Annotated in this window: 19 protein-coding genes; 11 read left to right on the top strand and 8 right to left on the bottom strand. The window is 70.9% G+C overall.

From position 1 onward, the window contains the following. Positions 1–391 precede the first annotated feature (391 nt). From WMF44_RS26405 to WMF44_RS26390, 4 genes are all read right to left on the bottom strand, one after another. Positions 392–2062, bottom strand: coding sequence for a glycoside hydrolase family 5 protein (locus tag WMF44_RS26405; RefSeq protein ID WP_437292806.1), 1671 nt, complete (start codon positions 2060–2062; stop codon positions 392–394). Between the two features lie 277 nt (positions 2063–2339). Beyond that, positions 2340–2537, bottom strand: coding sequence for a hypothetical protein (locus WMF44_RS26400; RefSeq protein WP_157906899.1), 198 nt, complete (start codon positions 2535–2537; stop codon positions 2340–2342). Next, the gene (locus WMF44_RS26395) at positions 2534–3508 is read right to left on the bottom strand and encodes a GAF domain-containing protein (RefSeq protein WP_437292805.1); all 975 of its coding nucleotides are present in this window, start codon (positions 3506–3508) and stop codon (positions 2534–2536) included. Before WMF44_RS26395 ends, WMF44_RS26400 begins: the two co-directional genes overlap by 4 nt. Positions 3509–3661: 153 nt before the next feature. After that, complete coding sequence (locus WMF44_RS26390) at positions 3662–5395, bottom strand: pectate lyase family protein (RefSeq protein ID WP_437292804.1); 1734 nt, start codon at positions 5393–5395, stop codon at positions 3662–3664. Positions 5396–5531: 136 nt separating this feature from the next. On the opposite strand from WMF44_RS26390, the gene WMF44_RS26385 reads away from it, so the two are divergent. The 3 genes from WMF44_RS26385 to WMF44_RS26375 are packed head-to-tail and all read left to right on the top strand — an operon-like array spanning position 5532 to position 8506. Then, on the top strand, positions 5532–6167 hold the full coding sequence (locus tag WMF44_RS26385) for an RNA polymerase sigma factor (protein WP_437292803.1): 636 nt from the start codon (positions 5532–5534) through the stop codon (positions 6165–6167). After that, the gene (locus WMF44_RS26380; protein WP_437292802.1) at positions 6164–7483 is read left to right on the top strand and encodes a FecR domain-containing protein; all 1320 of its coding nucleotides are present in this window, start codon (positions 6164–6166) and stop codon (positions 7481–7483) included. Before WMF44_RS26385 ends, WMF44_RS26380 begins: the two co-directional genes overlap by 4 nt. A 3-nt stretch (positions 7484–7486) precedes the next feature. Beyond that, positions 7487–8506 carry a hypothetical protein gene (locus WMF44_RS26375; RefSeq protein WP_437292801.1) on the top strand — a complete coding sequence of 340 codons (1020 nt, stop codon included), beginning with the start codon at positions 7487–7489 and terminating at the stop codon, positions 8504–8506. Positions 8507–8542: 36 nt separating this feature from the next. On the opposite strand, the gene WMF44_RS26370 is transcribed toward WMF44_RS26375, so the two are convergent. Then, positions 8543–9943, bottom strand: coding sequence for a pectate lyase family protein (locus tag WMF44_RS26370; RefSeq protein WP_437292800.1), 1401 nt, complete (start codon positions 9941–9943; stop codon positions 8543–8545). A gap of 410 nt (positions 9944–10353) precedes the next feature. Here WMF44_RS26370 and WMF44_RS26365 point away from each other — a divergent pair, with 410 nt between their 5' ends. Beyond that, positions 10354–11142, top strand: coding sequence for an SDR family NAD(P)-dependent oxidoreductase (locus tag WMF44_RS26365; RefSeq protein ID WP_437292799.1), 789 nt, complete (start codon positions 10354–10356; stop codon positions 11140–11142). 60 nt (positions 11143–11202) lie between these two features. Here the strand turns inward: WMF44_RS26365 and WMF44_RS26360 are convergent, their stop codons facing one another. The 3 genes from WMF44_RS26360 to WMF44_RS26350 form a co-directional block, all read right to left on the bottom strand. Then, positions 11203–12765, bottom strand: coding sequence for a DUF1552 domain-containing protein (locus WMF44_RS26360; protein ID WP_437292798.1), 1563 nt, complete (start codon positions 12763–12765; stop codon positions 11203–11205). Between the two features lie 64 nt (positions 12766–12829). Next, positions 12830–14443 carry a DUF1592 domain-containing protein gene (locus tag WMF44_RS26355; protein WP_437292797.1) on the bottom strand — a complete coding sequence of 538 codons (1614 nt, stop codon included), beginning with the start codon at positions 14441–14443 and terminating at the stop codon, positions 12830–12832. Positions 14444–15169: 726 nt separating this feature from the next. Further along, positions 15170–16771, bottom strand: a complete 1602-nt coding sequence (locus WMF44_RS26350; protein ID WP_437292796.1) for a PAS domain-containing protein — start codon at positions 16769–16771, stop codon at positions 15170–15172. 640 nt (positions 16772–17411) lie between these two features. On the opposite strand from WMF44_RS26350, the gene WMF44_RS26345 reads away from it, so the two are divergent. The 7 genes from WMF44_RS26345 to WMF44_RS26315 all read left to right on the top strand — a co-directional run bounded on the left by WMF44_RS26345 (position 17412) and on the right by WMF44_RS26315 (position 25445). Then, a complete protein-coding gene (locus WMF44_RS26345) occupies positions 17412–18611 on the top strand; it encodes an MFS transporter (protein WP_437292795.1) in 1200 nt (399 codons plus the stop codon). Between the two features lie 216 nt (positions 18612–18827). Beyond that, on the top strand, positions 18828–20054 hold the full coding sequence (locus WMF44_RS26340; RefSeq protein ID WP_437292794.1) for a flavin-dependent oxidoreductase: 1227 nt from the start codon (positions 18828–18830) through the stop codon (positions 20052–20054). Then, positions 20051–20497, top strand: a complete 447-nt coding sequence (locus WMF44_RS26335; protein WP_437292793.1) for a DUF3237 domain-containing protein — start codon at positions 20051–20053, stop codon at positions 20495–20497. The genes WMF44_RS26340 and WMF44_RS26335 overlap by 4 nt, the downstream gene beginning before the upstream one ends. Before the next feature lie 57 nt (positions 20498–20554). Further along, positions 20555–21868 carry a hypothetical protein gene (locus WMF44_RS26330; protein ID WP_437292792.1) on the top strand — a complete coding sequence of 438 codons (1314 nt, stop codon included), beginning with the start codon at positions 20555–20557 and terminating at the stop codon, positions 21866–21868. 291 nt (positions 21869–22159) lie between these two features. Next, positions 22160–23137, top strand: coding sequence for a fumarylacetoacetate hydrolase family protein (locus tag WMF44_RS26325; RefSeq protein WP_437292791.1), 978 nt, complete (start codon positions 22160–22162; stop codon positions 23135–23137). Then, positions 23134–24285 (top strand): 4-hydroxyphenylpyruvate dioxygenase family protein, encoded by a 1152-nt coding sequence (locus tag WMF44_RS26320; protein ID WP_437292790.1) that lies wholly within the window; start codon positions 23134–23136, stop codon positions 24283–24285. The genes WMF44_RS26325 and WMF44_RS26320 overlap by 4 nt, the downstream gene beginning before the upstream one ends. Then, positions 24285–25445, top strand: coding sequence for a homogentisate 1,2-dioxygenase (locus WMF44_RS26315; protein WP_437292789.1), 1161 nt, complete (start codon positions 24285–24287; stop codon positions 25443–25445). The genes WMF44_RS26320 and WMF44_RS26315 overlap by 1 nt, the downstream gene beginning before the upstream one ends. The last annotated feature ends 76 nt before the right edge of the window (positions 25446–25521 follow it).

The following is a 25521-nucleotide window of genomic DNA, read 5'->3' as shown; positions in this document are numbered from 1 at the left end:
CGCACCGGCTCGCGCGGGGGATTCGAGGGAGAAGACGACCTCTGTCGAGGACCGGACGAAGTGGGATGAAGGGACAGGACATATCCCTTCATCGCGCCGTCACCGCGCCGAGCAGGCGCGGCCGTGTGCGTCGCCGAAACCCTGACTCATCCACCGAGTTCGGGCAATGTCGTCGATGAGGAAGCGCGGGAGTGAGCCGATCGAGCGCGGATCGCCTGGTGAACGAGGCGAAGGCGAGAGGGCTAGACTCTGGTCTTCGAGGAGGCCTCGAAGGAACGGAAAGCGCGCCGCGGGAGCTTCGCTGTCCGCGCCCGAGGCGAGGTGGCGCCGCGCGACCGACCCGGGCGGAGCGCCCCCGGCCTCGACGGCGCCCCTCGGCGGGCTTCCCGCGTCAAGGCGCCTGGATCTTCTGCTTCACCCACCGCCCCGACTCGGTCAGCTGGCCATCCGACCACGGGCCGCCGGCGCTCGCGCCGGGCCTGAGCGCGGCGCAGGACTCGGCCTTGTCGACGATGGACCAGTTGAGCCAGCTGATGCTGTTGCCGGCCATGAAGTCGAGCCACCGCTGCGCCTCGGCGAGATCCAGCGCGCCGTCCCCGGTGGAAGCGCAGGTGCCCCACTCGGTGACGAACAGCGCGAGGCCCTTGGTCATCGCGGTCGTCGCCTTGGCGCGCAGCCAATCCTTGTGCGTCGCCGCATAGAAGTGGAGCGTGTAGGCGATGTTGTCGTGGCTCGTGATCGGGTTGTTGGCGGCGACGTCCACGTCCTGCGACCAGTTCGGCGACCCGACGATCACGAGGTTGTCGGAGCCGGCGCCGCGGATCTCCCGGATCACCTCCTCGGCATACGCCTTCACCTGCGCCCAGGTCTCGGTGTCGGGCTCGTTGAACACCTCGAAGATCACGGCGGGCTCATCGCCGTACTCCGCCGCCATCTCCCGGAAGAAGCGCTTCGCGGCCTCCTTGTTCTGGATGGCGTCATGATCATGCCAGTCGACGATCACGTAGATGCCTCTGGCGATGGCGGCGTCGACGATCGCCTTGACCTTCCGCTTCTCCGCGTCCGGGTTGTTGACGTAGCCGAGCCGCGATGTGTTGGCGGTCATCGCGGCGCGGACGACGGTCGCATCCCAGTCGTTCACGAGCGTGTCGACGGCGGACGTGTTGTAGAACTTCTCGCCCTCCCAGACGCTCCAGAACATGCTCATGCCCTTGAGCTGGAGCTCTTCGCCGTGCTCGTCGACGACGCGGTTGCCCCTCACCTTCAGGCGGCCGTGCCGCTCCACCGGCGTCCTCGCGAGGGGGCCCGTGCCGGTCGAGGTGGTCGAGCTCGTGCCGCTCGAGGCGGTGGTCGCGCTCGACGTCGAGGCATCGCCGCCACCCATGCCGCCGCCCGAGGAGGCCGACGAGGATGCTACGGCCGACGTCGAGGCATCGCCGCCGCCCGCGCCGCCGCTGCCGGACGAGGCCGATGAGGAGGCCACGGTCGACGTCGAGGCATCGCCGCCGCCCGTGCCACCGGCGCTGCTCGAGGAGGCCGACGAGGAGGCCACGGTCGACGTCGAAGCGCCGGTACCGCTCGAGGACGCCGACGAGGACGCGGCGGTCGACGCGTCATCGCCTCCTGTGCCGCCAGCGCCGCTCGTGCCGCCCGAGGAGGCCGACGAGGAGGCCACGGTCGACGCATCGTCGCCGCCGACGCCGCCTGAGCCGCCGTTTCCGGCCGCGCCGCCCGAGCCGCCATTGCCGCCTGAGCCGCCCGAGCCGCCGTTGCCGCCCGAGCCGCCATTGCCGCCCGAGCCGCCATTGCCACCGTTGCCGCCCGAGCCGCCGTTGCCGCCCGAGCCGCCGTTGCCGCCCGAGGAGGCCGACGCCGTCGTGTCGACGCCGCCGCCCGAGGAGGTCGACGCCGACGCCACGCTCGATGCGTCGCCGCCGCCTGATGCCGAGTCTTCCGACGGGCCGCCGCATGCGAGCAGCACCATCGCCGGCAAGGCGAGCTGCAGAAGACCGCGCGTCCACTTCGGCCCGGTGAACCGTCCGGGGGTCAAGTCATGGGTCATCGTAATTCTCCAAGGAAGGCGCCTTGCACGGCGCGCCCGGCCTCTATCGCGGGCGTCAAGCAAGGACATCGGCAAAGAAGGCAACCCACTGCATAGCAGGCCCGGCGCGACGGGTGAAGGTGAAAGTGGGAGAGCCACCGAGGCCTGCACGCGCGATCCACACGATTCGCGATCCACACGATTCGCGATCCGCGCGATCCCGCGCGGGATCACCCTTCACTCCACCCGTGGGCGTCTCTCTCGGAGCCTGACGGCGCGAGGGGCCGACGGCCCCTCCCTACGCGCGGCGAACGATGTCTTGCAGCGCGCTCTCCAGCCGGCGCTCGATGGCGGGGTCGTCGAGCGTCGGCGTGATCTCCTCGGGCACGACGCGCGCGCGCATGATGACCCGCGCATAGATGAACGCGTCGCGCGCGTTCGGAGGGTCCTTGTCGCCGAGACAGGAGCGGAGCAGCTGGTACGCTCGGCCTTTCACCACGCCTCCGCTGTTCGCGCGCGCTCGACGGTGGTGATGATCCGGCGCACCGCGGCGGTCGCGGTCTCGTGCGCCGCGAACGCGTCCCGCACGACGTGCGCTGCCCTCGCGGCGGCGCCCTCGTCGAGCGTGCCCTCGAGCACGCTCTCGGCGAGCCGGACGAGCGGGCTGATCTCGACCATGTCCCGCGTGAGGGACCGCGTCGCCTGGGCGAGCTCGGACGCCGCCTCGGCCGGAGCGGAGCGCGAGAGGGCCATGGCGTCGTCGGCCAGCTCGGCCGCGATCGCGAACATGTCCCGGTAGCAGTCGACCGCCGCGCGCAGATCGTCCGGGCCCGGCGCGAGCTGCGGCGCCTCCGGCAGCGTCGCCGCCGCGCGCTGCGCCTCGGCGATCACGGGAGCGATGGCCATGAGCGCGCGCTCCAGCGCGCGCGCGGTCTGCCCGAACCGGGCGAGGCGCTCCCGCGCGGTGCGGCTCGGCGGCGGCGTGTCGCTCTCCAGCGCCTCGAGCCGCGCGCCGGCCTCGGCGGCGATCCGATGGAGGCCCTCGACGACGCCGGGCTCGAACGTGCGCGGGACGAGGTCGATCACGCAGAGCGAACCGACCACGTGCCGTCGCACCCGCACCGGCACACCCGCGTACGCGCGGATGCCGTAACGCTCCACCAGCTCCTTGGGCACGCGCTCGTCGTGCACGGCGTCCTCGACAACGAGCGGCTTCTCGTGGCGCACCACGAGCTGGCAGAACGAGCTGCTCCGTGAGGTCGCGCAGCTGACGCCCAGGTCGGGCGGCAGGCCCCGGTGCGCGCGGAACAGCTGGATGTGTCGGACCACCAGGCTCACGAGCGCCATCGGCGCCCGGGCGAGCTCGGCCGCCCGCTCGACGCAGGCGTCCAGGATGGCGTCCGCGTCGTCGCGCAGCAGCACGTGGTGCAGCTCGGCGAGGCGCGCGGGATCGTTCAAATCGGCCATGGGGGTGTTCTTGCCGGGGCGACAGGGCGGGCTCAACCGCGAGCGCCGCCGTGCCTGCGCCCGGCTCACGACCTTACCGCAACCCGGCGCCTCGAGCTGCCCCCGCGGGCGCTTCATCGGCTCCGCGCTCCAGGAGACACGACCCCACCCTTTTTACTCGCGTGCGAGCGGCAGCGCCCAGGGCCCTCCGGCGCCGGCGCGAGAGATCACCTGGGGCAACGCGTCGCTCGCCCGCTCGGGCGTGTAGTCGTAGGGGGGCTCGAAGACGTCATCCGCTGGCTCCCCGTCTCCCCCCAGGTGAACGCCGCTCTCGTCGCGGTAGAGGTTCGAGCCAGGGACGGCCAGGAGGAGTCCCCGGCCCGTCCCGTCGCTGCAGTCCGAGCGCCGCGTCGCTGCCTCGGCGTTCTCGAACACGCTCGCCTCGAGCAGCACCTGCCCCTCACAGGCGGCGCCGACCGCCCAGTCCGAGATGTTCGAGAACACATTGTTGAAGAGGTGGGCGCGCGCTCGGGGGCCGGTGGCGAGGGGGGCGCGCGTCCTCACTTCATCGAAGCGACAGTGGTGCATCGTCACCTCGGCGTCGGTGATCGTGCAGGCCCAGCGCTCGCGGCCGCCGCACTCGGCCTCGTTGCTGCCGTCGAAATGGCCGTAGGAGAAGGTGACCCCGCTCGTGCCCGCGTGGACGTCGGCGAAGGCGTCGCCGATCCGCTGGATGGTCGTGTGATCGATCCAGACCCTGGAGGCTTGGGTCAGCGTGAACGCATCGCCCGCTTCGTGCACGTTCGAGTTCAGATCGTAGAGGGCGAGATTGCGGATGATCACGTTCTCGCTCTGGTTGAGATCCATGTTCACGCCCGGCAGCGCCGCGCCGCGGCCGAGCCCGACGACGGTCTTGTTGGAGCCGAACTGGAGGACGCGATGGTTCCGCGTCGCCCCGACGAGCGGACGCTCGCAGGTCGCATCCCCGGTGAGGACCTCTTGGAACGTCTTCTCGGGCTCCTCCGAGCAGGTGCTGGGACAGACCTCGATGTCCTGGACCTCCGATCCCGTGCGGCGGAAGTCGTAGAGGCCTTCGGCGAGCAAGATCACGGCCGGCTCGTCCGAGCGGGCGAGCGCCTCGAGCTCGGTCCAGCTCGAGACAAGCACGGGCGTCGCCCCCGCGCCCCCCGTGGTGCCCTCGCCAAAGCCGATCGCCTCGACCCGTATCACCTTGCGGAGGGCGATGGGCCCCCGCGTCCCCGGCGCGGGCCCGATCCAGCGCGCCTCCGTGCTCGCGGGGAACGCCGCCTCGGGATCGCAGCCCGGCAGATCGCCAGCGCTCCCCAGCTCGCGCGCCGCCGTCCAGCCGCTGTCGTCGTAGCCGGGCGCGGTCCAGTCTCCTTCCGGCGCTGTGCTCAGCTTCCAGTCGCTGCCGCTCCCATAACTGCGCTCGAGCTCGTCGAGGTGGATGAGCGCCGCGGGGGTCCCGACTGCGGCGTGAACGCTCACGGCGATCACGTTCTCTCCCGGCAACAAGGAGAGGGGCACGAAGATCGGAGCGCGCGCCGACTCGCTCGCGGCGATGAGATCCCCGTTGACGTGGACGCGGAAGGTATCGCGCGCCGTGATCGAGAGACCGGGGCCCTCGAGCGCGCCGTAGCTCGCGCTGACGAGCGGCGAACTCGCGAGCTCCTCTCCCTCTCCGAAGGCGGCCCCCGGAGGGAGCTCCGCCGCGGGCGGCTCGCCGTCGCAGGCGAGCTCCGTGAGCGTAGGAGAGCTGCCGCCGACACCCGCGTTCCCCGGGGGTCGGGTGGCCGTCTGGATGAGCTGATCCTCGCAGGAGAGCCCCCAGGCCAAGGCCGAGAGCGCGGCGACTCGGAGCAGCCAGGTGCGGCAGGAGAGGCGCATGGCGAACAGGGCAAAGCTGCGGGGCGACGCCCGGGAGCGCAACCCAAATGCTCCGAGTTGCCTGCTCCGATCCAGCGTCCTGGCGGCGGGCGAATTTTTCTGGAGGCTCGGGATGCCCCCAAGTAACTAGGAGCGAGTGGCTCAACCCACGCGCTCCGCCCCGCCGCCCGGACCCACCTTGGCCCGCTTCCCCGCCGACAGGCGGTCGGACGCGAGCTTGGTCGCTGGCGCCGCCGCTGGAGAGCGGGAGGCCCTCGCCGTCATCTGGGACAGGTACTCGGGTCTCGTGCGAGGTGTGCTGTATGGCGCCCTCGGTCCCGATACGATCCTCGAAGATCTGGTCCAGGAGGTCTTTCTCGGCCTGATCCAGGGGGCCGCGCGCATCCAGGACGGGGGGGCCCTCCGTGGCTATCTTGCGTCCATGGCGGCGCGGCAGGCAGCGCTCGAGATCCGGAAGCGCAAGATACGCCGCTGGGTGGGCCTTTCCCCGAGCGGAGAGCTCCCCGAGCGCGCCTTCGAGCGCGTCGACTTCGAGCATCGCGAGGTGCTCAGCGCCCTCCACCGTGTGCTCGACAGGCTGAGCACGCGCCGGCGCATGGCCTTCGTGCTGCGCCACGTGCAAGGCCTCGAGATGCTCGAGACGGCCGCGGCGCTCGGCGTGTCCGAGTCGACGGTGCGCCGTGAGCTCGAGAGCGCGCGCGCGTTCTTGCTCAAGGCGCGCGAGCCAGCCCTCCAGGAGTTCCTGTCCCGGTGTGAAGGACGTTGGCCATGAGCGAACCCGAACGACAGCTCGATCCCGTCGCGGCCCTCCTGCAGAGAGCCGCTCAGCTGAGCGAGCCGGAGCGCCGCGAGGCGCGCGCCGCCTTCCTGCGCCGCGTCGACGAGGCGCAGGCGCGCGCGAGCAAGGCGCGGGTGGTCGTTCGCTGGGTGGCTCCGCTCGCCCTCGCCGCGAGCGTGCTGATGGTCGTTTTCTTCTTCTGGCGAGCGGAGCGAGGTCTCGATTACGTCGTCGAGGGCGCGGTGAACGAGAGCGGCTATGTGCGCGTACCCGTCGATCACCCGGCCGCCATCACCTTTTCCGATCAGACGCGGATCCAGGCCGCGTCAGGGACGCGGCTTCGTATCGACGAGACCAGAAACGAGCGCGGCGCCCGCATCTCGGTCGAGCGCGGCCGGGTCGAAGCCGAGGTCACGCACACCGGGCACAGCGAGTGGCGCTTCGTCGCGGGTCCCTTCGTGGTCCGCGTGGTGGGCACGCGCTTCGAGCTCCTCTGGGACGCCGACCGCGAGCGGCTCGAGGTGATTCTGCGCGAGGGGGCGGTCGAGGTGGAGGGCTACGCCGGCTCTGGCGCCGTGAGCGTGCGCGCGGGGCAGCGCTTTGTGGGGGACGCTCAGGCGAGGACCCTGCACGTCAGCGACACGACGGCGCAAGCCCTCGACACGGCGGCGCAAGCCCCCGACACGGCGGCGCAAGGCCCCGACACGGCGGCGCAAGGCCCCGAGCCCGCGCCTCCGGCGGCGCAGGGACAGCTCGCCGAGGTCGCGGCACCGCCGCCGGAGCCCGCTGCTCCCCCGGCGCCGAGCTCCGCTGAAACCCCGGCGCCCCTGGTCGCCCCGCCGAGCACCAGACCGCCCTGGAGCAAGCTCGTTTCCCAGGGCGAGTTCCGGCGCGTCGTCCAGGAGGCCGCGGCGCGGGGCACGCAGAGCTGTCTCACCTCCTGCGATGCCGCCGACTTGAACGCTCTGGCCGACGCCGCTCGCTACGTGGGCCAGAACGAGCTCGCCGAGCAGGCCCTGCTCGCCCTGCGCGCGCGCTACGCATCGACCGCGGGGAGCCGCGCGGCCTTCTTGCTCGGGCGCCTTCACGAGAGCCGCGGTGCCGCCGCGCGCGCCAGGACCTGGTACGAGACGGCCCTCCGCGAGGCGCCGGGCGGCGCCTTTGCCGCCGAAGCGCTCGCGGGGAAGATGCGCGCGGTCCAGAGCCTCGAGGGACCGGCCGCCGCGCGCGCCGTGGCGCAAGAATACCTGCGCCTCTATCCGAGCGGGGTCCACGCCAAGACGGCTCGACAGCTCGCCGCTCAGCCCTGATCCATGGTCCGGCGAGCGCGAACGCTCCTCGTCCTGCTCCTGCTGCTCGTCTGCCCTCGACTGGCGTGGGCGCAGCGCGTGCTCGTCGTCCGACCGGACCCGCGCGACGCCACGCTCTTCGAGGCCTTCGGGCGGCTCTCCGCCGAGCTGAAGCTGCAGTCCTTCGAGGTCATCGTGCTCGGGAGCGCCGCGCGATCGCCCGGGGCCGAGGAGCTCGAGCGAGAGGCGCAGGAGAGCGAGGCCTTTGCGGCTGTTGCGCTGCGGCGCGACGGGAGCGGCACGGCGGCCGAGGTGTGCATCGTGGATCGGGTGACCGGCAAGACGACCACGCGAAAGCTCCTCATCGATCCCTCCAGCGATGGCCCGATGCTCCTCGCCGTGCGCGCCGTCGATCTGCTGCGTGCAAGCCTCCTCGAGCTGGGCCCGGGCCAGGCGCCCGCTCGGGATGTGCTCGGCGTCGAGGCCCAGCCGCCCGCCCCCGAGGTGCTCCGCTTCTCCCGGGAGCCGCCCCGCTTTCACGTGCGCACAGGAGGGCTCGTGCTCTTCACGCCTCCGGTGGGCGGCGGCGTCGGCGCGCAGATCGGGGCGCACACCCGCCTCGACGAGCGCTTCCGTCTCGGCCTGCTCCTCGGTGGTCCCCTCTTCGGCGCCGAGTTCCGCGCAGCAAGCGGCGCCGCCCGGGTGCGCCAGGAGCTCGCGCTCCTCCGGGCCAGCTGGAACCTCGGGCAAACAGGTGCCGGTCTTCACTGGGAATGGGGGCCGCTCCTTGGCGTCGGCGCCTACCACCTCCAGGCCACCGGCCATGTCGAGCCACCTCTCCAGGGGCGCAGCGAGGAGTTCTTCAGCTTCGCCGCGGACGCGGGGCTGAGCGTGCAGTACTTCTTTCATCCGAGCGTGGGCCTCGGCCTCGAGCTCACCTGCCTCACGCTCCTGCCGCGCCCCGTCATCGCCGTCGACGAGGAACGCACCGCTCCGCTCATCGCTCAAGCCCTGGGCACGCTCAGCCTGGGGGTCTCGTTCTGAGGGAGCATGGCGAGGCGCGCGTGCGTCCTCGAGGCGTCACGGGACGAGGGAGTTGATGTACTCCTCGAGGTTCGTCCAGCCGTCGCCGTCGCGGTCGCCATTGCGATCCTCCGGGTCGCGAGGATCGAGCGAGGCGGAGACCTCCCACGCATCGGTCATCCCGTCCTGATCCGTGTCCGCGGGCGCAGGGCCCCCCGGGATGTCTCCAACGGTGCTGGGGAGGCCGAGGCTCTTCTCGTCGCTGATCGTGGCGCCCTCGGCCCCGAGGGACGCGAGCTCGTCCATCACGAAATCGTCGACCGGGTCACGCCAGAGAGACGCCCCGGCGTGCTTCATCACGTGGTCGAAGGCGTCCTCCGCGCTCATCGCGGGCACGTCGGGGACCTCGACGCTCGGCGCCGTCTCCCAGGTCACCGAGCCGAAGTCCCCCTGGCCGAGCAGGCGGCCGTTCAGGACACCGTCCTTGTTGCTGTCGTACCAGTTGTCGGCGGCATGGAGGTGGTACTCGGGCGTGGGGCTGTCCAGGGTGCCGCCCTTCGTCTCCGGGCCGGGGATCAGCGTATTGCCGACCATCACCCCGTCCGAGCGCCCGCTCGTGTCGCCCAGGATGTACCCCGAGGCGACCCAGTTGTAGACGACGTTGTTGACGAACTGCAGCGTCCCGCGGGCCTTGGGGTTACGGGAATTGTTGTCGATGTACAAGGAACGGATGATCGACGTGCCGGTCGTGTTGACGATGCCGCCCGTGCTGTGGGTCTGGAGCCCCTGTGCGACGATCGAATCTTGAAGCGTGATGTTGTAGAGCTCCGCCCCGCTCTCCCGGTTCAGATCGAAGGTGCCGTCGCGCCCCCAGCTCAGGGAGCAATGGTCCCAGATCACGTCGTGCCCGCTCGCCATGGTGACGGTGTCCTTGCCGGAGTCGCCGATTTTGCCCATGCGAAACCGCACGTAACGAACGATCGTGTTCGACGCGCCGGAGAAGGACGTGCCGTTCCCGTACACGGTGATGCCGCCGCCGGGCGCGGTTTGCCCGGCGATCGTCTGGTTATTCTTGAACACCAGGCGGGAGTCGATCTTGATGACGCCGCCGACGTCGAAGACCACGGTGCGATTCGGCTGGCTGATGGCGTCCCGCAGGGAGCCGGGCCCCGCATCGTTCAGGTTGGTGACATGGTAGACGTCGCCGCCGCGGGCGCCGGTGGCCATCCGCCCGAAACCCTCGGCGCCAGGGAAGGCCCCGAACGCGACGGCGCCCGACCCGCCCGTCCCAGCGCCGCCGCCCACTCCCGCGCTCGGTGCGCCGCCGCCCGCGCCCGGGCCCGGCGCGCCGCCGCCCGCGCCCGGGCCCGGCGCGCCGCCGCCCGCGCCCGGGCCCGGCGCGCCGCCGCCCGCGCCCGGGCCCGGCGCGCCGCCGGCCCCTCCAGCGCCCGTCGTCACCCCGGAGGCGGCGTCGCTGCCCGATGCCTCTCCACCCGGCGTCGCTCCGCCAGCGCCAACAGGATCCGTCGAGGGAGCCCCGCCGCCCCCGGAGCCGTCGTGCGGCGCCCCAGAACACGCCCACGCGGCCGCACCCAGAGCACAAAGTGACAGCCAAGAGGTGCTCGCCCGGCCTGGCGGGCATCGCGCCCAGGTCTTCATGCGCCCGGAGTTGATCCAGCCCCTGCTCACCTTTCAGAAATCGTCACCCGCGGCGTGGCCGTCCTCCTTGCTGATCCTCCGCAATGAGCCCACAGCAAGCCAGGAGAACTCATCCGCAGCCCTGGAGATGCGGCGCAGGTCCCGCCCGCCATACGGTGTTTGGTGACCGGACGGCCCGGTCCACCTTGGAGAGGATGGCAGGGGACACCATGGGCACACTGAGCACTTCCAGACGGATCCTGGTCACCGGCGCGTCGCGCGGGATCGGACGCGCGGCCGCGCTCGCGCTCGGCAAGCAGGGGCACACGGTGGTGCTCGCCGCGCGCGACGAGCACGCGTTGAGGTCGCTCGCCGGCGAGATCGCTGGCGCGGGCGGGCGGGCCGAGGTCGTCCCGATGGATGTCACGGACGACGGGAGCGTCGAGCGCGGGATCGCGCGGCTCCTCGAGGCGGGGCCGTGCGACGTCGTGATCAACAACGCAGGTTCCTGCGACCAGACGGATTTCATGGCGCAGGACATGAGCGCGCGACGCGCCGAGATGGATCTCAATTACTGGGGTGCGGTGCGGGTGACGCGCGCGCTGCTGCCGTCGATGCTGGCGCGCCGCTCGGGCGTCATCGTGAACGTCTCGTCGTTGCTCGGGATCGTCGCTTCGCCGACGACGGCCAATTATTCGGCGACGAAGGCGGCGCTCGGCGCGTGGTCGCACGCGCTCCGAGGCGAGGTGGGCCGCTTCGGCATCAAGGTCGTCGTGTTCGTGGCGCCCCACACCGACACGGCGTGCGGCCGCGGCGCCCGCTTCGACGGCGTGGTGAGCTTGCCTGTCGAGTACACGGCGAAGGAGCTGCTCCGCGCCGTCGATCGGGCGCCCCGGCAATTTGCGGGGAGCCCCGTCTATCGGCTCCTCGTGCGGCTCGCCGGGTTTTTTCCGGCCTTCCTCGAGGCGCGGGTCGCCGCGTCGGCGCGGGCTCATCTGCTGCCTGGCTATGGGCCGTAGGAGCGAGCGCGGCGGTCTGTCCCGAGAGCCCCGGAGAGCCCGCTCGCGCCGGTCACCGCGCTACCGCAGGATCTCCTCGAGGAGCGCGTTCGGCACGCCGCGGCGATCCTCGCCGAACGACGAGACGCCCAGGCCGTAGTACTGGTTCATGATGGTGAACCACAGATCGCGGAGCTGGCGATCGCTGCCGAGGGCGTCGTAGGCGACGTGCGCGTCGTTCAAGAAGACGCCGTCGCCGCCGAGGAGCACGATGGGCAGGTCGTACCCGTCGTGGTCGTGCGACCGCATCTCGCTCATGTGCACCATGACGCAGTGATCGAGCACCGTGCCGTCGCCCTCGGGGATCGCGTCGAGCCGCTGCGCGAGCTGCGCGGTCTTCTGGGCGAGCCAGCAGTTGATCGCCGCGTAGTCGAGGTTGCTCTGCGCGATGATCTTGTACTGGCCGTCCTGGGTCGCGCGGTCCAGGTTGCCGGCGGCGTGCTGGGAGGAGTGGAAGTGCAGGCTGGCCTCTCTCCTGTACGCGAGCCCCACCTTGGCGCGGACGTCCTCCGGGATGCACCGGTACTCGAACTCGGAGCGCATGTCGTCGAGCATGTGGGTGATCACGCGCGTCACGTCGCATTGAATGGCCATGACGATGAGGTCGATCATGACCTGCGCGTGATCTTCGTGCTTGTACGGGCCGGCTCCCGTGTTGTCGTTCTCGTTGAGCCCCTCCGCCTGGCCCGGCGGCTCGGGGACGACGCCGGGCTGGCTGATCGGGCTGCAGCCAAGGCCCGTCGAGGGGGTCATCGTCGACTGGACGCGGGTCGCGTTCTTCTCGATCTCGCGCAGCGAGTCCAGGTATTGCTGGACGATCTTGCGATCGTCGGAGCCGACCCGGTTCATGAGCGAGTTCGCGTCCGCCAGCACGCCGTCGATGACGCTCTTCTCCATCGCCGCGCGGCGCTCCGCCTCGATCCTGGCCTCCTCGTCGCTCTGCCCTGGCATGGACCCCACCGCGCCCGCGCCGACGAGCGCGTCGAACACCGCCTTCGGGTTGACCGAGCGCTTCAGCGGCTCGCGCGGGCTCTTCCAGGAGAGGACCTGGTTGTAGGCGTAGCTGCGCTGGTCGAAGAAGCCGGGCTTGACGCCGAGCCCCGTCTGCAGCGACGGGATGCGGGTCGCCTGCTCCGGGCCTGCCTTCTGGACGATGAGCTGGTCGACCGAGACGCCGTTGCCCACCCACTCGCCGAGGTCCCGGCGCGCCTCCCTCCCCAGCTGATCGGCGTCCACGCAGGTCGAGAGCGCCGCGCCGAGGCGCGAGTGGGAAGGCTCGATGTAGGGGTGCTGCTCCGTGCTCCACGTGTAGTTGCCGAGGCGGCTTATCATGAGCATCTTCGACTTCACCGGCGCGAAGTGCTCGAGCACCCTCGGCAGCTTGAAATCGGCGCCCTTCAGCGTCTTTCCGAACGCCGGGGCCGTCTCCCACCAGTGATGGGGCGCCCCGTTCGGGAAGGTGCAGAGCACGAAGCGCTTCGGGGTGCCGGGCTCCCCGCCGCGCGCGCTGCGCGGCGCGAGGCTCTCGAGGAACGGCAGAGCCAGGCAGACGCCGGCGCCGCGCAACAAATTTCTGCGTGTCATCAAGCGTTTCATGTGCGCATCGCTCCTTCGTGCTTCGTCTTGTGCAGAAACAACGCGTGCGGCCTCACCGCGCCTTGTCCTTCGCTCGAAGGCGGAACGCCTCGCTGGTCACCACCTGCTTCACCAGATCCGCGATCGTGCCGCCGCCCCAGCGCGCGGCGATCTCCTTGATCCTGGTCCTGTCCCCGGCGCTCGGGCGCCGGCGCAGGGCATAGCTGAAGACCTGCTCGGAGGGGCAGGTCCCCGACCGGGCGGCCTCCACGAGCGCCGGCACGAGGCCGGAGATGTCCTCGAACGCTTCGCCCTCGTACACCCCCGTCGCGTCGATCGGGTCGCCGTTCGGGTACTGGGTCCGGTAGGCGCCGATCGGGTCGAAGTGCTCCAGGCTCAGCCCGATCGGGTCGAGCACGTCGTGGCAGCCCGCGCAGTCGGGCGACGCGCGGTGCTTCTCGAGCTCCTTGCGCACGTTGGTGACGCCGCCCTCCTCCCCGTCCGCAGCGCCGAGCTCCGGGATATCCACGTTGGCGGGCGGCACCATGGGCGCGCAGAAGAGCTGCTCCAGGATCGTCTTCGCGCGGGACGTCGGAGAGGTCCTGTCGGCGCGGGACGACAGCGTCAGGAACGCTGGGAGCGTGAGGAACCCTTCGCGCACGCCCTCGGGGTCGTTCGCATAGAGCGGCTCGATCAGCCGGCTCTCCGGGTGGGGCGCCGTGAGGAACTCCGACCACGGCCGCCCGCCGGTCGTGAAGCCGGCGAAGTACTCGTTGACCTGGTCGAGCATCGCGCCCTTCAGCTCATCGTCCCAGCTCGGGAACTGGGTCGTGTCGGCGTTGTGGCTGGGGAGCGTGCGCGTGCCGAGCCACTGGCCGTAGAAGTTCTGGAAGAAGGCGGCGCTCTTCGGGTCGGCCAGCATGCGGTCCACCTGCTGCCCGAGCTCGCCCTCGGTGACCAGCTGATCGCCCTCCGCCGCGTCGAAGAGCTCGTCGTCCGGGAGCGAGCTCCAGAGCAGGTAGGAGAGGCGCGACGCGACCTCGTAGCCGTTGAGGGCGCCCGGCGATCTCGCCGAGTCGGGGCCCAGCTCGATCCGGAGGAGGAAATGCGGCGACGTGAGCACGGTCCGGACGACGTGCTGCACCGCCTCGACGGGGGACATCTCGAGGGTGGTCCGCGCGTCGTCGTACTGCGCCGCGTACCGGTCGACCTCCGCCGCCTCGAGCGGGCGCCGGAACGCGCGCAGCCCGAAGCGCTCGATGATCTCGCGCGCGCACGCGTCGTCCGCGCCCTCTGCCGGGTCGCACACGAGGATCTTGGCGCGCTGCGCCTCGTCCGAGAACGCGTCCTCGGCGAGCGTCCTGGCGGCGTCGTAATACCCCTGCACCAGGACCTGCGAGAGGTTCGAGAGCGCATTTACGTTCGCGTCGAAGCCCTTCGCGCCGAAGGCCGGGAAGCCGTCCGCGGGCCTCAGGCTCGTTCCCAGGAGGTGGGCGACGGTGGAGTTGTACTCCGACGCTGTCATGTGGTGCAGCGGCATCCCGTCGATGGCGATGGCGGCGTCCTGCTCCGGAGTCTGCTCCGGAGGGCTATCGTCCCCGAGGGCGCCAGTGCACGAGATGCTCAGGAGGCACCCCCCGGCAGCGATCCAGGGACTCGCGAACACTCGGTCCAGTCTGAATGTCATTGTCGGCTCCCCGTGTGGAATCGGCAGTTCTCGTTTTGTGACCGGAGCACACGATCTTCGTGATCTTCACCCCGCGGGGCGCGCTCGTCTGGATCTACTGCTCCAAGCTCGCCCTTCGAGAGGAATCGCAATCCGCATGGGACATCTCCCCCTGTTCCTGGCTCGACCTCTCGAGAGCGCGGCATGGATAACCCCTTCAAAGGGCCCGGATTTCAACATGACGGCGCCGCGCGTCAGGGGCGGGGAGCGGGAGATATTTCTGACAAAGCGATGCTATATCAACAGATGAACAGCAGCTGCAATCGCTGCTGCACAAAGGTGCTGCTTGCCAGGGCTGCGATTCCAGCCGCGGGCAATTTGATTGAGCTCACCGTTGCCCGCGTCCGCGACGACCGAGCGAATCGACGCCGATGTCGATCGGCGACATCAAGGTCTCGGCGCGCGTGGCGACCCCTCCAGCGGGGAAGCGAAAGGATACCCGCAGACGCATATTGTGAACGCTCACATTCGCAGTGTCAACCCCTATCGGCGGGACCGCGGGGAGTTCCTCGAGCGCGAGGGAGGGCACGGCTGGCGGGGCTCCTCCGGAGCGCCGGTCCGAGAGGCGGCGCTCGGCGTGCATTGCTATCGAAACGGGGCAGCCGTGCTGGACCTGCTCGAGACGATTCGCGAGGAGGGGTGGGAGATCCCGGCTCGCACAGCCGTCCCGGCGTGGACGGCCGTCGCTCAGCGAAGGCCGGGCAGCGCGCGGAGGCAGACCTCGATGCCGGCGCGGAGGTTGCCATGTGTGGTGACGCCGGAGAGGTCGACCCCGATGCCGCACATGGATTGGGCGACGGCGGGCCCGATGCCGGTCAGGACGCCGCTCGCGCCGAGCAGGCGGATCGCGCGGACGATGCGGACGAGGTGGTCGGCCGTCGCGGCGTCGACGCTCTCGATGCCGGTGACGTCGATGATGGCGAAGCGAGCGCCTGTGCGCACGACCTCGTCGAGGAGCTTGCTTGTGACGTCGGCCGCGCGGGCGTCGTCGAGCGCGCCGATGAGGGGCACGGCGAGCACGCCCTGGGCGACCTGGAGGATGGGCGTGGACAGCGCGCGGATGAGCGCCTGCTGGCGCTGGATGACCGCGAGCTGATCGACGATGGCCTGCTTCTGCCGCTCGAGCTCGGCGATGGTCGCCGTCATGTGCTCCTCGTGCTCCCGCTGCGCCGTGATGTCCGTTCCAATGGCGAGGATGTGCGCCGTGCCGTCCTGCTCGACGAGAGGCACCTTGACGACGGACATCCACCGCGTCTTGCTGTTCGGGCGCGTGACGGGCTGAACCCTCGAGACCGGCTGCATGCGCGCGAGCACCTCCCGGTCCATCTCGCTGATGACGGAGAGCTCGGCGTGGGAGCGCGGCAGATCGTCAACGGTCTTTCCCACCGCGCCCTCCGCCGTGGTGTTGTACAGCTCGGCGTAGCTCTTGCTGACGAGCTTCATCTTGCCGTCCCGATCCTTGACCGTGACGACGATCGGGATGGTGTCGAGCACGAGGCGGATGAACTGCCGCTCGCGCTCGAGGGCGAGCTCTGCCTCCTTGAGCGCGGTGGTGTCGATCCGCAGGCCGACGAAGCCGCCGTCGGGGAGGCGGCCGCTCTTGAGGGCGATCCAGCGGTCCCCGAACCGCCGCACGTAGACGTCCCCGGGGCGGCGATGCTCCGCGAGGCGAGCGGCCACCCACTCCTCTTCGCCGAGGCCGCTGTGGAGGTGGATCCCGTTCCGGCAGCCCTCGCGGACGACATCTTCGAACGTAGTGCCCATCTGAAGGGCGGCGGCACATTCGGGGTAGAGCGATTTGTAAGCTGTGTTGAAGAAGCGGAGCCGCTCCTCCGCGTCGTAGATGACGAAGCCGACGTCGAGCGCCTCGACGGCCGCTTGCAGGCGCGCTCCTCGATCGCACGCCGCCCGCTCGGCCCGGCGTTGCTCGGTCACGTCGCGCAGCGCGAGGAGCACGGCGGCGCACGCGCCCGCAGGGTCGACGAGCGGGCTGAGGCTGCCTTCGGCGAGGACGACGCGCTCGTCCGCGAGGTGGAGGGTGAAGTCGGGCGGCAGGGCGCGCGGGGCGCGATCGCGGAGCACCTGCTCGAGCAGCGCGCCGAGGGGCGCATCGGGCCGCAGGACCTCATCGACGGGCCTCCCCCGCGCCGTCGCCCCGGGCGTGGAGGAGAGGCGCTCGGCGGCGGGGTTCAGCGCCAGGATCAGACCGCTTCCATCGAGCAAGAGCAGCGGGTCGACGCTGCAGGTGAAGGCGAGCGAGCAGAGATCAGCAGGAGCGTCGCTGGGCATCGGGAGGAGCGTAGATCAAGAGCTCCTCAGGGTGTCGGCCTCGGTGACCTCATGAGACGCATCGGCAGGCAGCGGAGCCGCTGGCCGAGCTCAGCCGAGGCTCGGTTTTGCGAACCGCCGGACGAGGGCCGCCGGCGCCGCGCCGCCTGGAGCACCGCGCGCCGCGGCACACCGGCAGGCCGCCTGGTATTGCCCGCCCATGCGCTCATACACTGTGTGATTTGTCCCTCTGTTCCTCTCCTCGTCGCCGAGCTCGCCTGGTCACTTGCGCTGTTCGCCTCACCATCGAGGCCATCGGGCAGAGCGGGACGGCGGCCGCGAGTCGGCGCAAGCGCGAGAGCGGATGGAGAGAGCGCCGCTCCACGCCCTTGACGAAGACGCGCGTCAACGATCCTGCAGCCATCGCGCCCTCCTCCGCCCGACCCCCGTCGCGGCAGCAAAATTCCTGTCGCCTGACAACGGCTCGCCTCGAGGCATAGGCGGGTATGCCTATGCCTCGAGCCAGAAGGCTCGGGTACGAAGTCGTTGCAGTCACCTCGGGTCCGTCACGCTTCACCAGCTACGTTCAAACACCGCATCGGTTCGGCTGCCGCCGGCTGCAACCATCCCGGGCAACGGGAACGAAACGGGAGGTTTCCCCATGGGCGCATCGCCCCCCCACGCGCCGCGCGGCGCCGTCACGCTGTCGCTGTGCTTCTTGATCGCGCTGCTGGAAGGGTTCGACATCCAGGCGGTCGGCGTGGCCGCCCCCCTGCTGATCCCCGCCTTGGGCCTGACGCCAGGGCAGGCGGGCGTCGTGTTCGGGGCCGGCATGGCCGGGCTGGTCTGCGGCGCGCTGGCCGGCGGCTGGATGGCCGACCGCATGGGCCGGAAGCCGCTGCTGATGCTGGCCGTCGGCGTCTTCGGCCTGTTCACGCTGGCCACCGTGGTGGCGGGAGGGCCGGTGTCGCTGGGCATCTACCGGCTCCTGGCCGGGGCAGGGCTGGGGGCGGCGATGCCCACCCTGGTGGCCATCGCCCTGGAGATCGCCCCGGCCGACCGGCGGACCCGCACCACCACGTTGATGTTCAGCGGCATGCCGGCCGGCGGCGCGCTGGCGGCGCTGTTCGCGGCCGGCTTCCTTGCGCAGTTCGGCTGGAAAAGCATCTTCGTGGTCGGCGGCGTGCTGCCGCTGCTGCTGCTGCCGGTCATGGCGTGGCTGATGCCCGACAGCCGCACCGCAGCGGCCAGCGGCGCTGAGCAGCCGGGCGGGGGGCAAGCGCTGTTCGGCCAGGGCCGGCTGCTTGTCACGCTGCTGGCCTGGTTCACCTTCGGCCTGACGCTGCTGGTGCTGTATCTGCTGCTGAACTGGCTGCCGTCGCTGGTGGCGGCCAAGGGCCTGGGCGGAACGGGGGGCGCTGGCGCCGCCTTCGCCTTCAATGTTGGCAGCGTGATCGGCTGCGGGGTCATCGGCATGCTGGTGGACCGGTTCGGGCCGCGCGTTCCCATCATCGCGGCCTATCCCGCCCTGGCCCTGTCGCTGTTCGGGCTGGCGGGGGCCGACAGCCTCCTTCCGGTGGTGGTGCTGGCCGGCCTGGCGGGGTTCTTCTTGCTGGGCGCGCAGTATTCGCTCTATGGCGTCATCCCGCTCTATTACCCGGCGCGGGCGCGCGGGCTGGCCACCGGCGCCTCCATCGCCGCCGGCCGGCTGGGTTCCATCGGCGGTCCGATGGTGGCGGGCCACCTGCTGGGGCAGGGCTGGGGTCCCGCCGGCGTGGCCATGGCCATGGTGCCCGTGGTCCTGTCGGCCGGGGTGGCGGCGGCGGTGATGACCATTCGTGGGCGTTATGCCGCTGATTGAGCAAAGGGCGGAGGCGATCCGCGCCCGGCCGCGCGCCGGGCGCCATCCGGGCGGCGGGGCCTTCGGCCTGCGCTGTCCCGAGGGTCGCCGCCCGCTGGATCGTTCGAGTGGACTGGCTGCTGCTGGCGCTGGCGGCGCTGCTCGTCGCGCGCTTCGCCCGCTCGGCGGCGGCTTCAACGAGGTGCGGCGTCATGCCGCATGTCTGCGGGAGGACTCATGCAGGTAATCGTCGCGGGCGCCGGGATCGGCGGCCTGGCCGCAGCTCTGGCGCTACACGCCTCGGGCCATGAGGTGACGGTGTTCGAGGCCGTGCCCACCATCCTGCCGCTCGGGGTCGGCATCAACCTCCTGCCCCACGCCGCCGAGGTGCTGGACGAGCTGGGCCTTGTCCAGGCCTTGATGGCCCACGGGGTGGCGACCCGCGAGCTTGTCTATTTCAACCGCTTCGGCCAGCGCATCTGGGGCGAGCCGCGCGGCCGCTTCGCGGGTCACGCCGCGCCGCAGATCTCCCTGCACCGCGGCGCCCTCCAAGGCGTGCTGTTCGACGCCGCCGTCGAGCGGCTGGGCACAGACCGGGTGATCTGCGATCGGCGCCTCCTGGCCCACGAAGAGGGCGAGGGCCGCATCGTCGCGCGCTTCGTCGACCGCGAGGGCGTGGTCAGGGCGGTTCCAGCCGATCTCCTGATCTGCGCCGACGGCATCCATTCGGCGGCGCGCGCCGGCCTCTATCCGGACGAGGGGCCGCCGGTCTACGGCGGTCGCATCCTGTGGCGGGCGACCAGCCTGGCGGCGCCCTTCCTCACCGGCGCCAGCATGATCATGGCCGGGCATCAGGACCAGAAGTTCGTCGCTTATCCCATCTCCCCACCGGGGCCGGACGGTCGCCAGACGATCAACTGGATCGCCGAGCTCACCGTCGCCGAGAGCCTGCGGCGGGAGGACTGGAACCGGCGGGGCGATCCCGCCGACTTCCTGCCCAGGTTCGAGGCCTGGCGCTTCGACTGGCTGGATGTGCCCGGCCTGATTCGGGGCGCCGAGGCGATCTACGAGTTCCCGCTGGTCGACCGCGATCCGCTGCCGCGCTGGAGCCATGGGCGCATGACGCTGCTGGGGGACGCCGCCCATCCGATGTATCCCATCGGCTCCAACGGGGCGAGTCAGGCCATCCTGGACGCCCGCGCCCTGGTCCGCGCGCTCGCCGCCCACGCCGATCCAGCGGAAGCGCTGGCCGCGTACGAGGCGCAGCGCCTGCCCGCCACCGCCGCCATCGTTGCGGCCAATCGCGGCAACGGCCCGGAGCAGTGCATGCAGATGGCCCAGGACCGCGCGCCCGACGGGTTCGAACGTATCGAGGACGTCTTCGCCCCGGGCGAGCTGGAGGCCATCGCCGCCCGCTACAAGGTGCTGACCGGGCTGAAGCGCGCCTCGGAGCCCCGCGCGTGAGCCCTCCTCTCATCCCTCTGATGACACTCGAGGTGGCGGTGGACCCGCCGGTCACCGTCAATCCGGGCTCGCCCGGCCGGCGCTTCATCCCGATCGTCGGCGGCACGGTGGCCGGCGGCCTCGAGGGGCGGGTGCTGCCGGGCGGCGACTGGCAGACGATCTGGGCCGACGGGCGGATGGAGATCTCCGCCCACTACATCCTCGACATCGCCGGCCATGGGACCGTGGAGATCCTCTCCGAAGGCGTCCGCGCCGGGCCGCCGGAGGTGCTGGCGGCGCTCGGGCGCGGCGAGGCCGTGGACCCCGGGCTCTACTACTTCCGCACCGCCATCCGCATGCGCACCTCGGCGCCAGGCCTCCTGCGGCTGAACGCCGTGCTGGCCCTGTCCGTGGGCGAGCGGCTGGCCGACCGGGTGCGGCTCACGGTGTACGAGATCGGCTAGGGGGCGCGAGCGCGGCTGAGAGCTTCAAGGCCTCGGATGGCCTGACACGGAGAACGCATGAGCACACAGACGAGAGCGGCGAGACGCCGGGGCGATATCGGCGCAGGGTTCTTGGCCGTCATCCTCGGCATCACCTCCTTCCATCGCTCGGCAGGGGCACAACCGCCGCCCGAGGCGCCGCCGGCGCCCCCGGGCGAGACTCCGCCGGATGCGGCCCCCGCCGCGGACGCGAGCGCGGCGCCGGCGCCGCCTGCGGAAGCCCTCGCCGGCGCGCCGGCGCCCGAGAGCGCTGCCGGGCCCGGCTCAGCCGCGACGGCACCGCCGGCGGAGAAGGAGCCATGGAAGAAGCCGATCAGCGTCGCGGCCTGGGCCCGCGTCGGAGGTCGCTTGCAGAACCCCGGCGCGCGCGAGAAGATGGACCGGCTGCTCGGGGACGGAGAGCTGGATCTGATGGTCTCGGGCGAGATCAACCGGTTCATCGGCCTGCAGGGCGCGTTCGTCGCTCAGTTCGGGCCGACCCCGACAGGGGGCAACATCACGGGCAGCGCGACCATCCGTGACGTCATCGCCAAGTTCCAGTTCCATGATCTGCTGAACGTCTGGATCGGCCGGATGATCGTGCCGTCGGATCGCTCCGCCTTCTCCGGGCCGTGGTCGATGGGGCCGTGGAACTATCCCGGGTTCTTCGAGCCCTATGCGCCGCCGATCGGGCCGAGACAGGGGCCTCTCGGGCGCAACGATGGGGTGACCGCCTGGGGCAAGGCGGCGGGCGGCCTGTTCAAGTATTACGTGGGGGCTTTCAACCTGCATGACTCGTCGGTGAGCCCGCTTTACACGGCCAGGCTCAACCTGAGCTTGCTCGACCCGGAGCCAGCCTATTACCAGAAGGCCACATACCTCGGGGAGAAGAGCATCCTCGCGCTCGGCGTGGCGGGTGAGGTGCAGAAGGAAGGTTCGGTCGAGTCGCTGCCGCCCCCTGCGGCGGGCGAGCCCGCGGGCGTCCCGCGCAAGGACACCTACGGCGAGGTCAACGCCGACCTCCTGTTCGAGAAGAACCTCGGCGCGTCGGGCACCCTCACGCTCGAGGGCGCGTTCTACAAGTACTTCGGCGACTTCGAGAGGTTCGACTATTCTTATTTTGCGCTCGCGAGCTACCTCACGCCGAGCAACGTCGGCGTCGGGAAGCTGCAGCCTCTGGTCCGACTGCAACAGGCGAAGCCGAAGAACGCCGACGCCTATCTGCTCATCGACGCCCAGATGGGCTACATCATCGAGGGGCACGCCGCGCGTGTCGCGCTCGGCTATCAAAGAAGCGATCTGTCGGGGGCGAAGGGGAACGCCCTGTTCCTCGGCGTCCAGCTGCAAAAGTGATCCCCAGGACGGTGGGGGTTCGCGCCCACGACCCGCGGCATGGGCGCGTATGCCTATGTCGCGAGCCAGGGGGATCGGGTACGAAATCGTCGCAATCACCTCCATGGCGCGCCGCGCGAGATCGTGGGGCGTCGTGAAACCATCCAATCCGGTGTTCATGCGGATCCGTTCAACCGGTTACCCGGTGCACAGCGCGCAAACGAGGACGAGCCCTGGCAGGCGCGACGGGGTTTCTGCTCGTCCGGCGGAGACGATGCCACTGCCGGGGCGCCACGGGGAGCTCGCACGCGCATGAAGCTCGCCTCTCTCCGCGGCCCCGGCCGCGATGGCACGCTCGTCGTCGTCCGCCGCGACGGCCTCGCCTACGCGCCTGCCGGCGAGGCCTTCCCCACGCTCCAGGCCGCGCTCGACGACTGGGAGCGCGCCGAGCCCGCGCTCCGCCGCATCGCCGACGAGATCGAGCGGGGCGGCGCGGCGGTGATCCCGCTCGCCGTGGAAGATCTCGCCGCGCCGCTGCCCCGCGCTTACGAGTGGGTCGACGGCTCGGCGTACATCCACCACATCGTGCTCGTGCGCAAGGCGCGCGGCGCGGAGCCCCCCGAGACGCTGACGACCGATCCGCTCGTGTACCAGGGCGGCTCCGGCGTCCTCCTCGGCCCGGCCGACGACATCGTCCTGCGCGACGAGGCCTGGGGCCTCGATTTCGAGGCCGAGGTCTGCGCCGTCCTCGGCGACACGCCGCAGGGCACGCGCCGCGAAGAGGCCCACCGGCACATCCGCCTCTTCCTGCTGGCCAACGACGTGACGCTGCGCAACCTCGTGCCCGCCGAGCTCGCGAAGGGGTTCGGGTTCTTCTGCTCCAAGCCCGCCACCGCGTTCTCGCCGTTCGCGATCACGCCCGACGAGCTCGGGGATGCATTCCGCGACGGGCGCGTGCACCTGCGGCTCCGCTCGACCTACAACGGCGCGCTCATCGGTGATCCCGAGGCCGGCCCGGAGATGCATTTCTCGTTCTTCGATCTCATCGAGCACATCGCCCGGACCCGCGGCTTCACGGCGGGGACGCTCCTCGGCAGCGGCACCGTCTCGAACCGGGATCCGGCGCGCGGCGTGTCGTGCCTGGCCGAGAAGCGCATGCTCGAGATCCTCGCGCACGGCGCGGCCACGACACCTTTCATGAAGCCAGGAGACACGATCATGATCGAGATGCTGAATCGCGCGGGAGAGAGCCTGTTCGGGCGCATCGCGCAGCGGGTGGTACCCGGATGAGCGCCAAGGTGGGGTCGATCGGCATCAAGCGCGTGGAGGCGCTGCACTACTACGTGCGCGACCTGGAGCGGAGCCGCAGGTTCTACACCGAGAAGCTCGATTTCCAGGAGATCGCCGCGAGCTCGCCGGAGCTCACGGCGGCGGCGGCGCAGCAGTCGGTCGTCTTCCAGGCCGGCGAGTGCGTCGTCGTCTGCTCGCAGCCGATCGCCGAGGGCGGGCGGGCGTGGCGCTACCTGCGCAAGCACCCCGACGGCGTGGGCACGGTCATCTTCGAGGTGGAGGACATCGATCGCGCCTTCCGGCTGCTCGACGGCCGCGGGGGCACGCCGATCGACGAGATCCACCGGGCGACGGACGAGGGCGGCGCGTTCGCGTCGTTCTCGATCACGACGCCGTTCGGCGACACCACCTTTCGCTTCGTGGAGCGGCGCGGATACCGTGCGCTGTTCCCCGGCTGCGTGGCCTACGACGCGCCGCGCGGCGGCGAGAACCGCTTCGGGATCGCCCGGTTCGATCACATCACCTCGAACTTCCAGACGATGGCGCCCGCCCTGCTCTGGATGGAGCACGTGCTCGGGCTCGAGCCGTTCTGGCAGATCGCGTTCCACACGAACGACGTCGCGAAGGACACGGACCACGGCTCGGGCCTGCGCTCGGCCGTGATGTGGGACCCGGCCTCGGGCGTGAAGTTCGCGAACAACGAGCCTTACCGGCCGCACTTCAAGAGCTCGCAGATCAACGTCTTCAACGAGGAGCACCGCGGCGACGGCGTGCAGCACGTGGCGCTCGCCGTCGACGACATCCTCGCCGCCGTGCGCGCGATGCGCGGCCGGGGCGTGGAGTTCATGCCGACCCCGGCCGCCTATTACGACATGCTGCCCGAGCGCCTGCAGCGGCTCGGCATCGGGCAGATCGACGAGGACGCGGCGGCGCTGCGCGAGCTCGAGGTGCTGGTCGACGGCGACGGCGCGAGGTCGTACCTCCTCCAGATCTTCCTCAAGGAGTCGTCGGGCACGCACCGCGATCCCGAGGCCGGGCCGTTCTTCTTCGAGCTCATCCAGCGCAAGGGGGACCGCGGCTTCGGCGCCGGCAATTTCCGGGCGCTGTTCGAGAGCATCGAGCGGCAGCAGAAGGCGGGGAGCGGCTGATGCTCGATCGCGTCGTCGCCGGGATCGTCCCGCCCAAGCACCACATCGCCCTGCGCAGCGAGGCGGGGGATCTCCGCTACGAGGAGTGCCTGACGCGGGCGGGCTTCGACGGCCCCTACACGATCGCCTACCACGAGCGCCGGCCGCACGAGCACCGGCTCGCGGAGGCCGCGCACGGCTTCGCGCTGCCGGTCGCCGCGCCGGCGCGCCCGCTCGCGAAGCGGCACTACCGGTCGCAGGATCTGCCGCGGCGGGGCGGGCCCGCCGTCGACTGCCGCGTGCCGCTGCTGTTCAACGACGACGTGGTGATCGGGCTCGTCCAGCCGGACGCGGCCGATCCGGTGTACTTCGCGAACGCGGACGCCGACGAGCTGTTCTTCGTCTTCCACGGGGGCGGCGTCCTGCGCACGATGCTCGGCGATCTCCGCTTCGAGCAGGACGACTACGTCGTCATCCCGAAGGGGCTCTTCTACCGCTTCCTCCCGGACGCCGCGCCCCAGCGGTGGCTGTCGATCGAGGCCGCGGACATCCACCTCCCGCGCAAGTGGCGCAACGAGGTCGGCCAGCTGCGGATGGACGCGCCGTACTCGCACCGCGATTTCCGGCGGCCCACGTTCGTCGGCCTGCTCGACGAGGGCCTCCGCGCGCTCGTCGTCAAGCGCGGCGGCGCCTTCCACGGCTTCACCCTCGAGCGCTCGCCGCTCGACGTCGTCGGCTGGGACGGGGCCGTGTACCCGTTCGCGTTCCCCATCCAGCGCTTCCAGGCGCGCGTCGGGCTCGTGCACCTGCCTCCGGACTGGCACGGGACGTTCGCCGCGCGCGGCGCCCTCGTCTGCAGCTTCGTGCCGCGCCCGGCCGACTTCCACCCGGAGGCGATCCCCTGCCCGTACCCCCACGCGTCGGTCGATTGCGACGAGTTCCTGTTCTACTGCCGCGGCAACTTCACCTCGCGCCGCGGCGTCGGCCCCGGCAGCATCTCGCACCATCCGGCCGGCGTCCCGCATGGGCCGCACCCAGGCGCGTACGAGGCGAGCCTCGGGGCCCGCGAGACGAGCGAGCTCGCGGTCATGCTCGACACGATCCGCCCGCTCTCGGCCACCGCGGCCGCGCTCGCGGTGGAGGACCCGGGCTACCAGGACAGCTTCATCGCGGGCCCATGATCGAGGTCAGGCGCCCGGCCGACGATCTTCTCGCTGGATTCCAGCGCGCGCCGGACGCCGTGAATCGATCAGCGAC

The sequence above is a fragment of the Sorangium sp. So ce426 genome, from assembly GCF_051475585.1.
Lineage (GTDB): Bacteria > Myxococcota_A > Polyangia > Polyangiales > Polyangiaceae > Sorangium > Sorangium cellulosum_B.
This window is presented reverse-complemented; position numbering and strand designations above follow the sequence as displayed.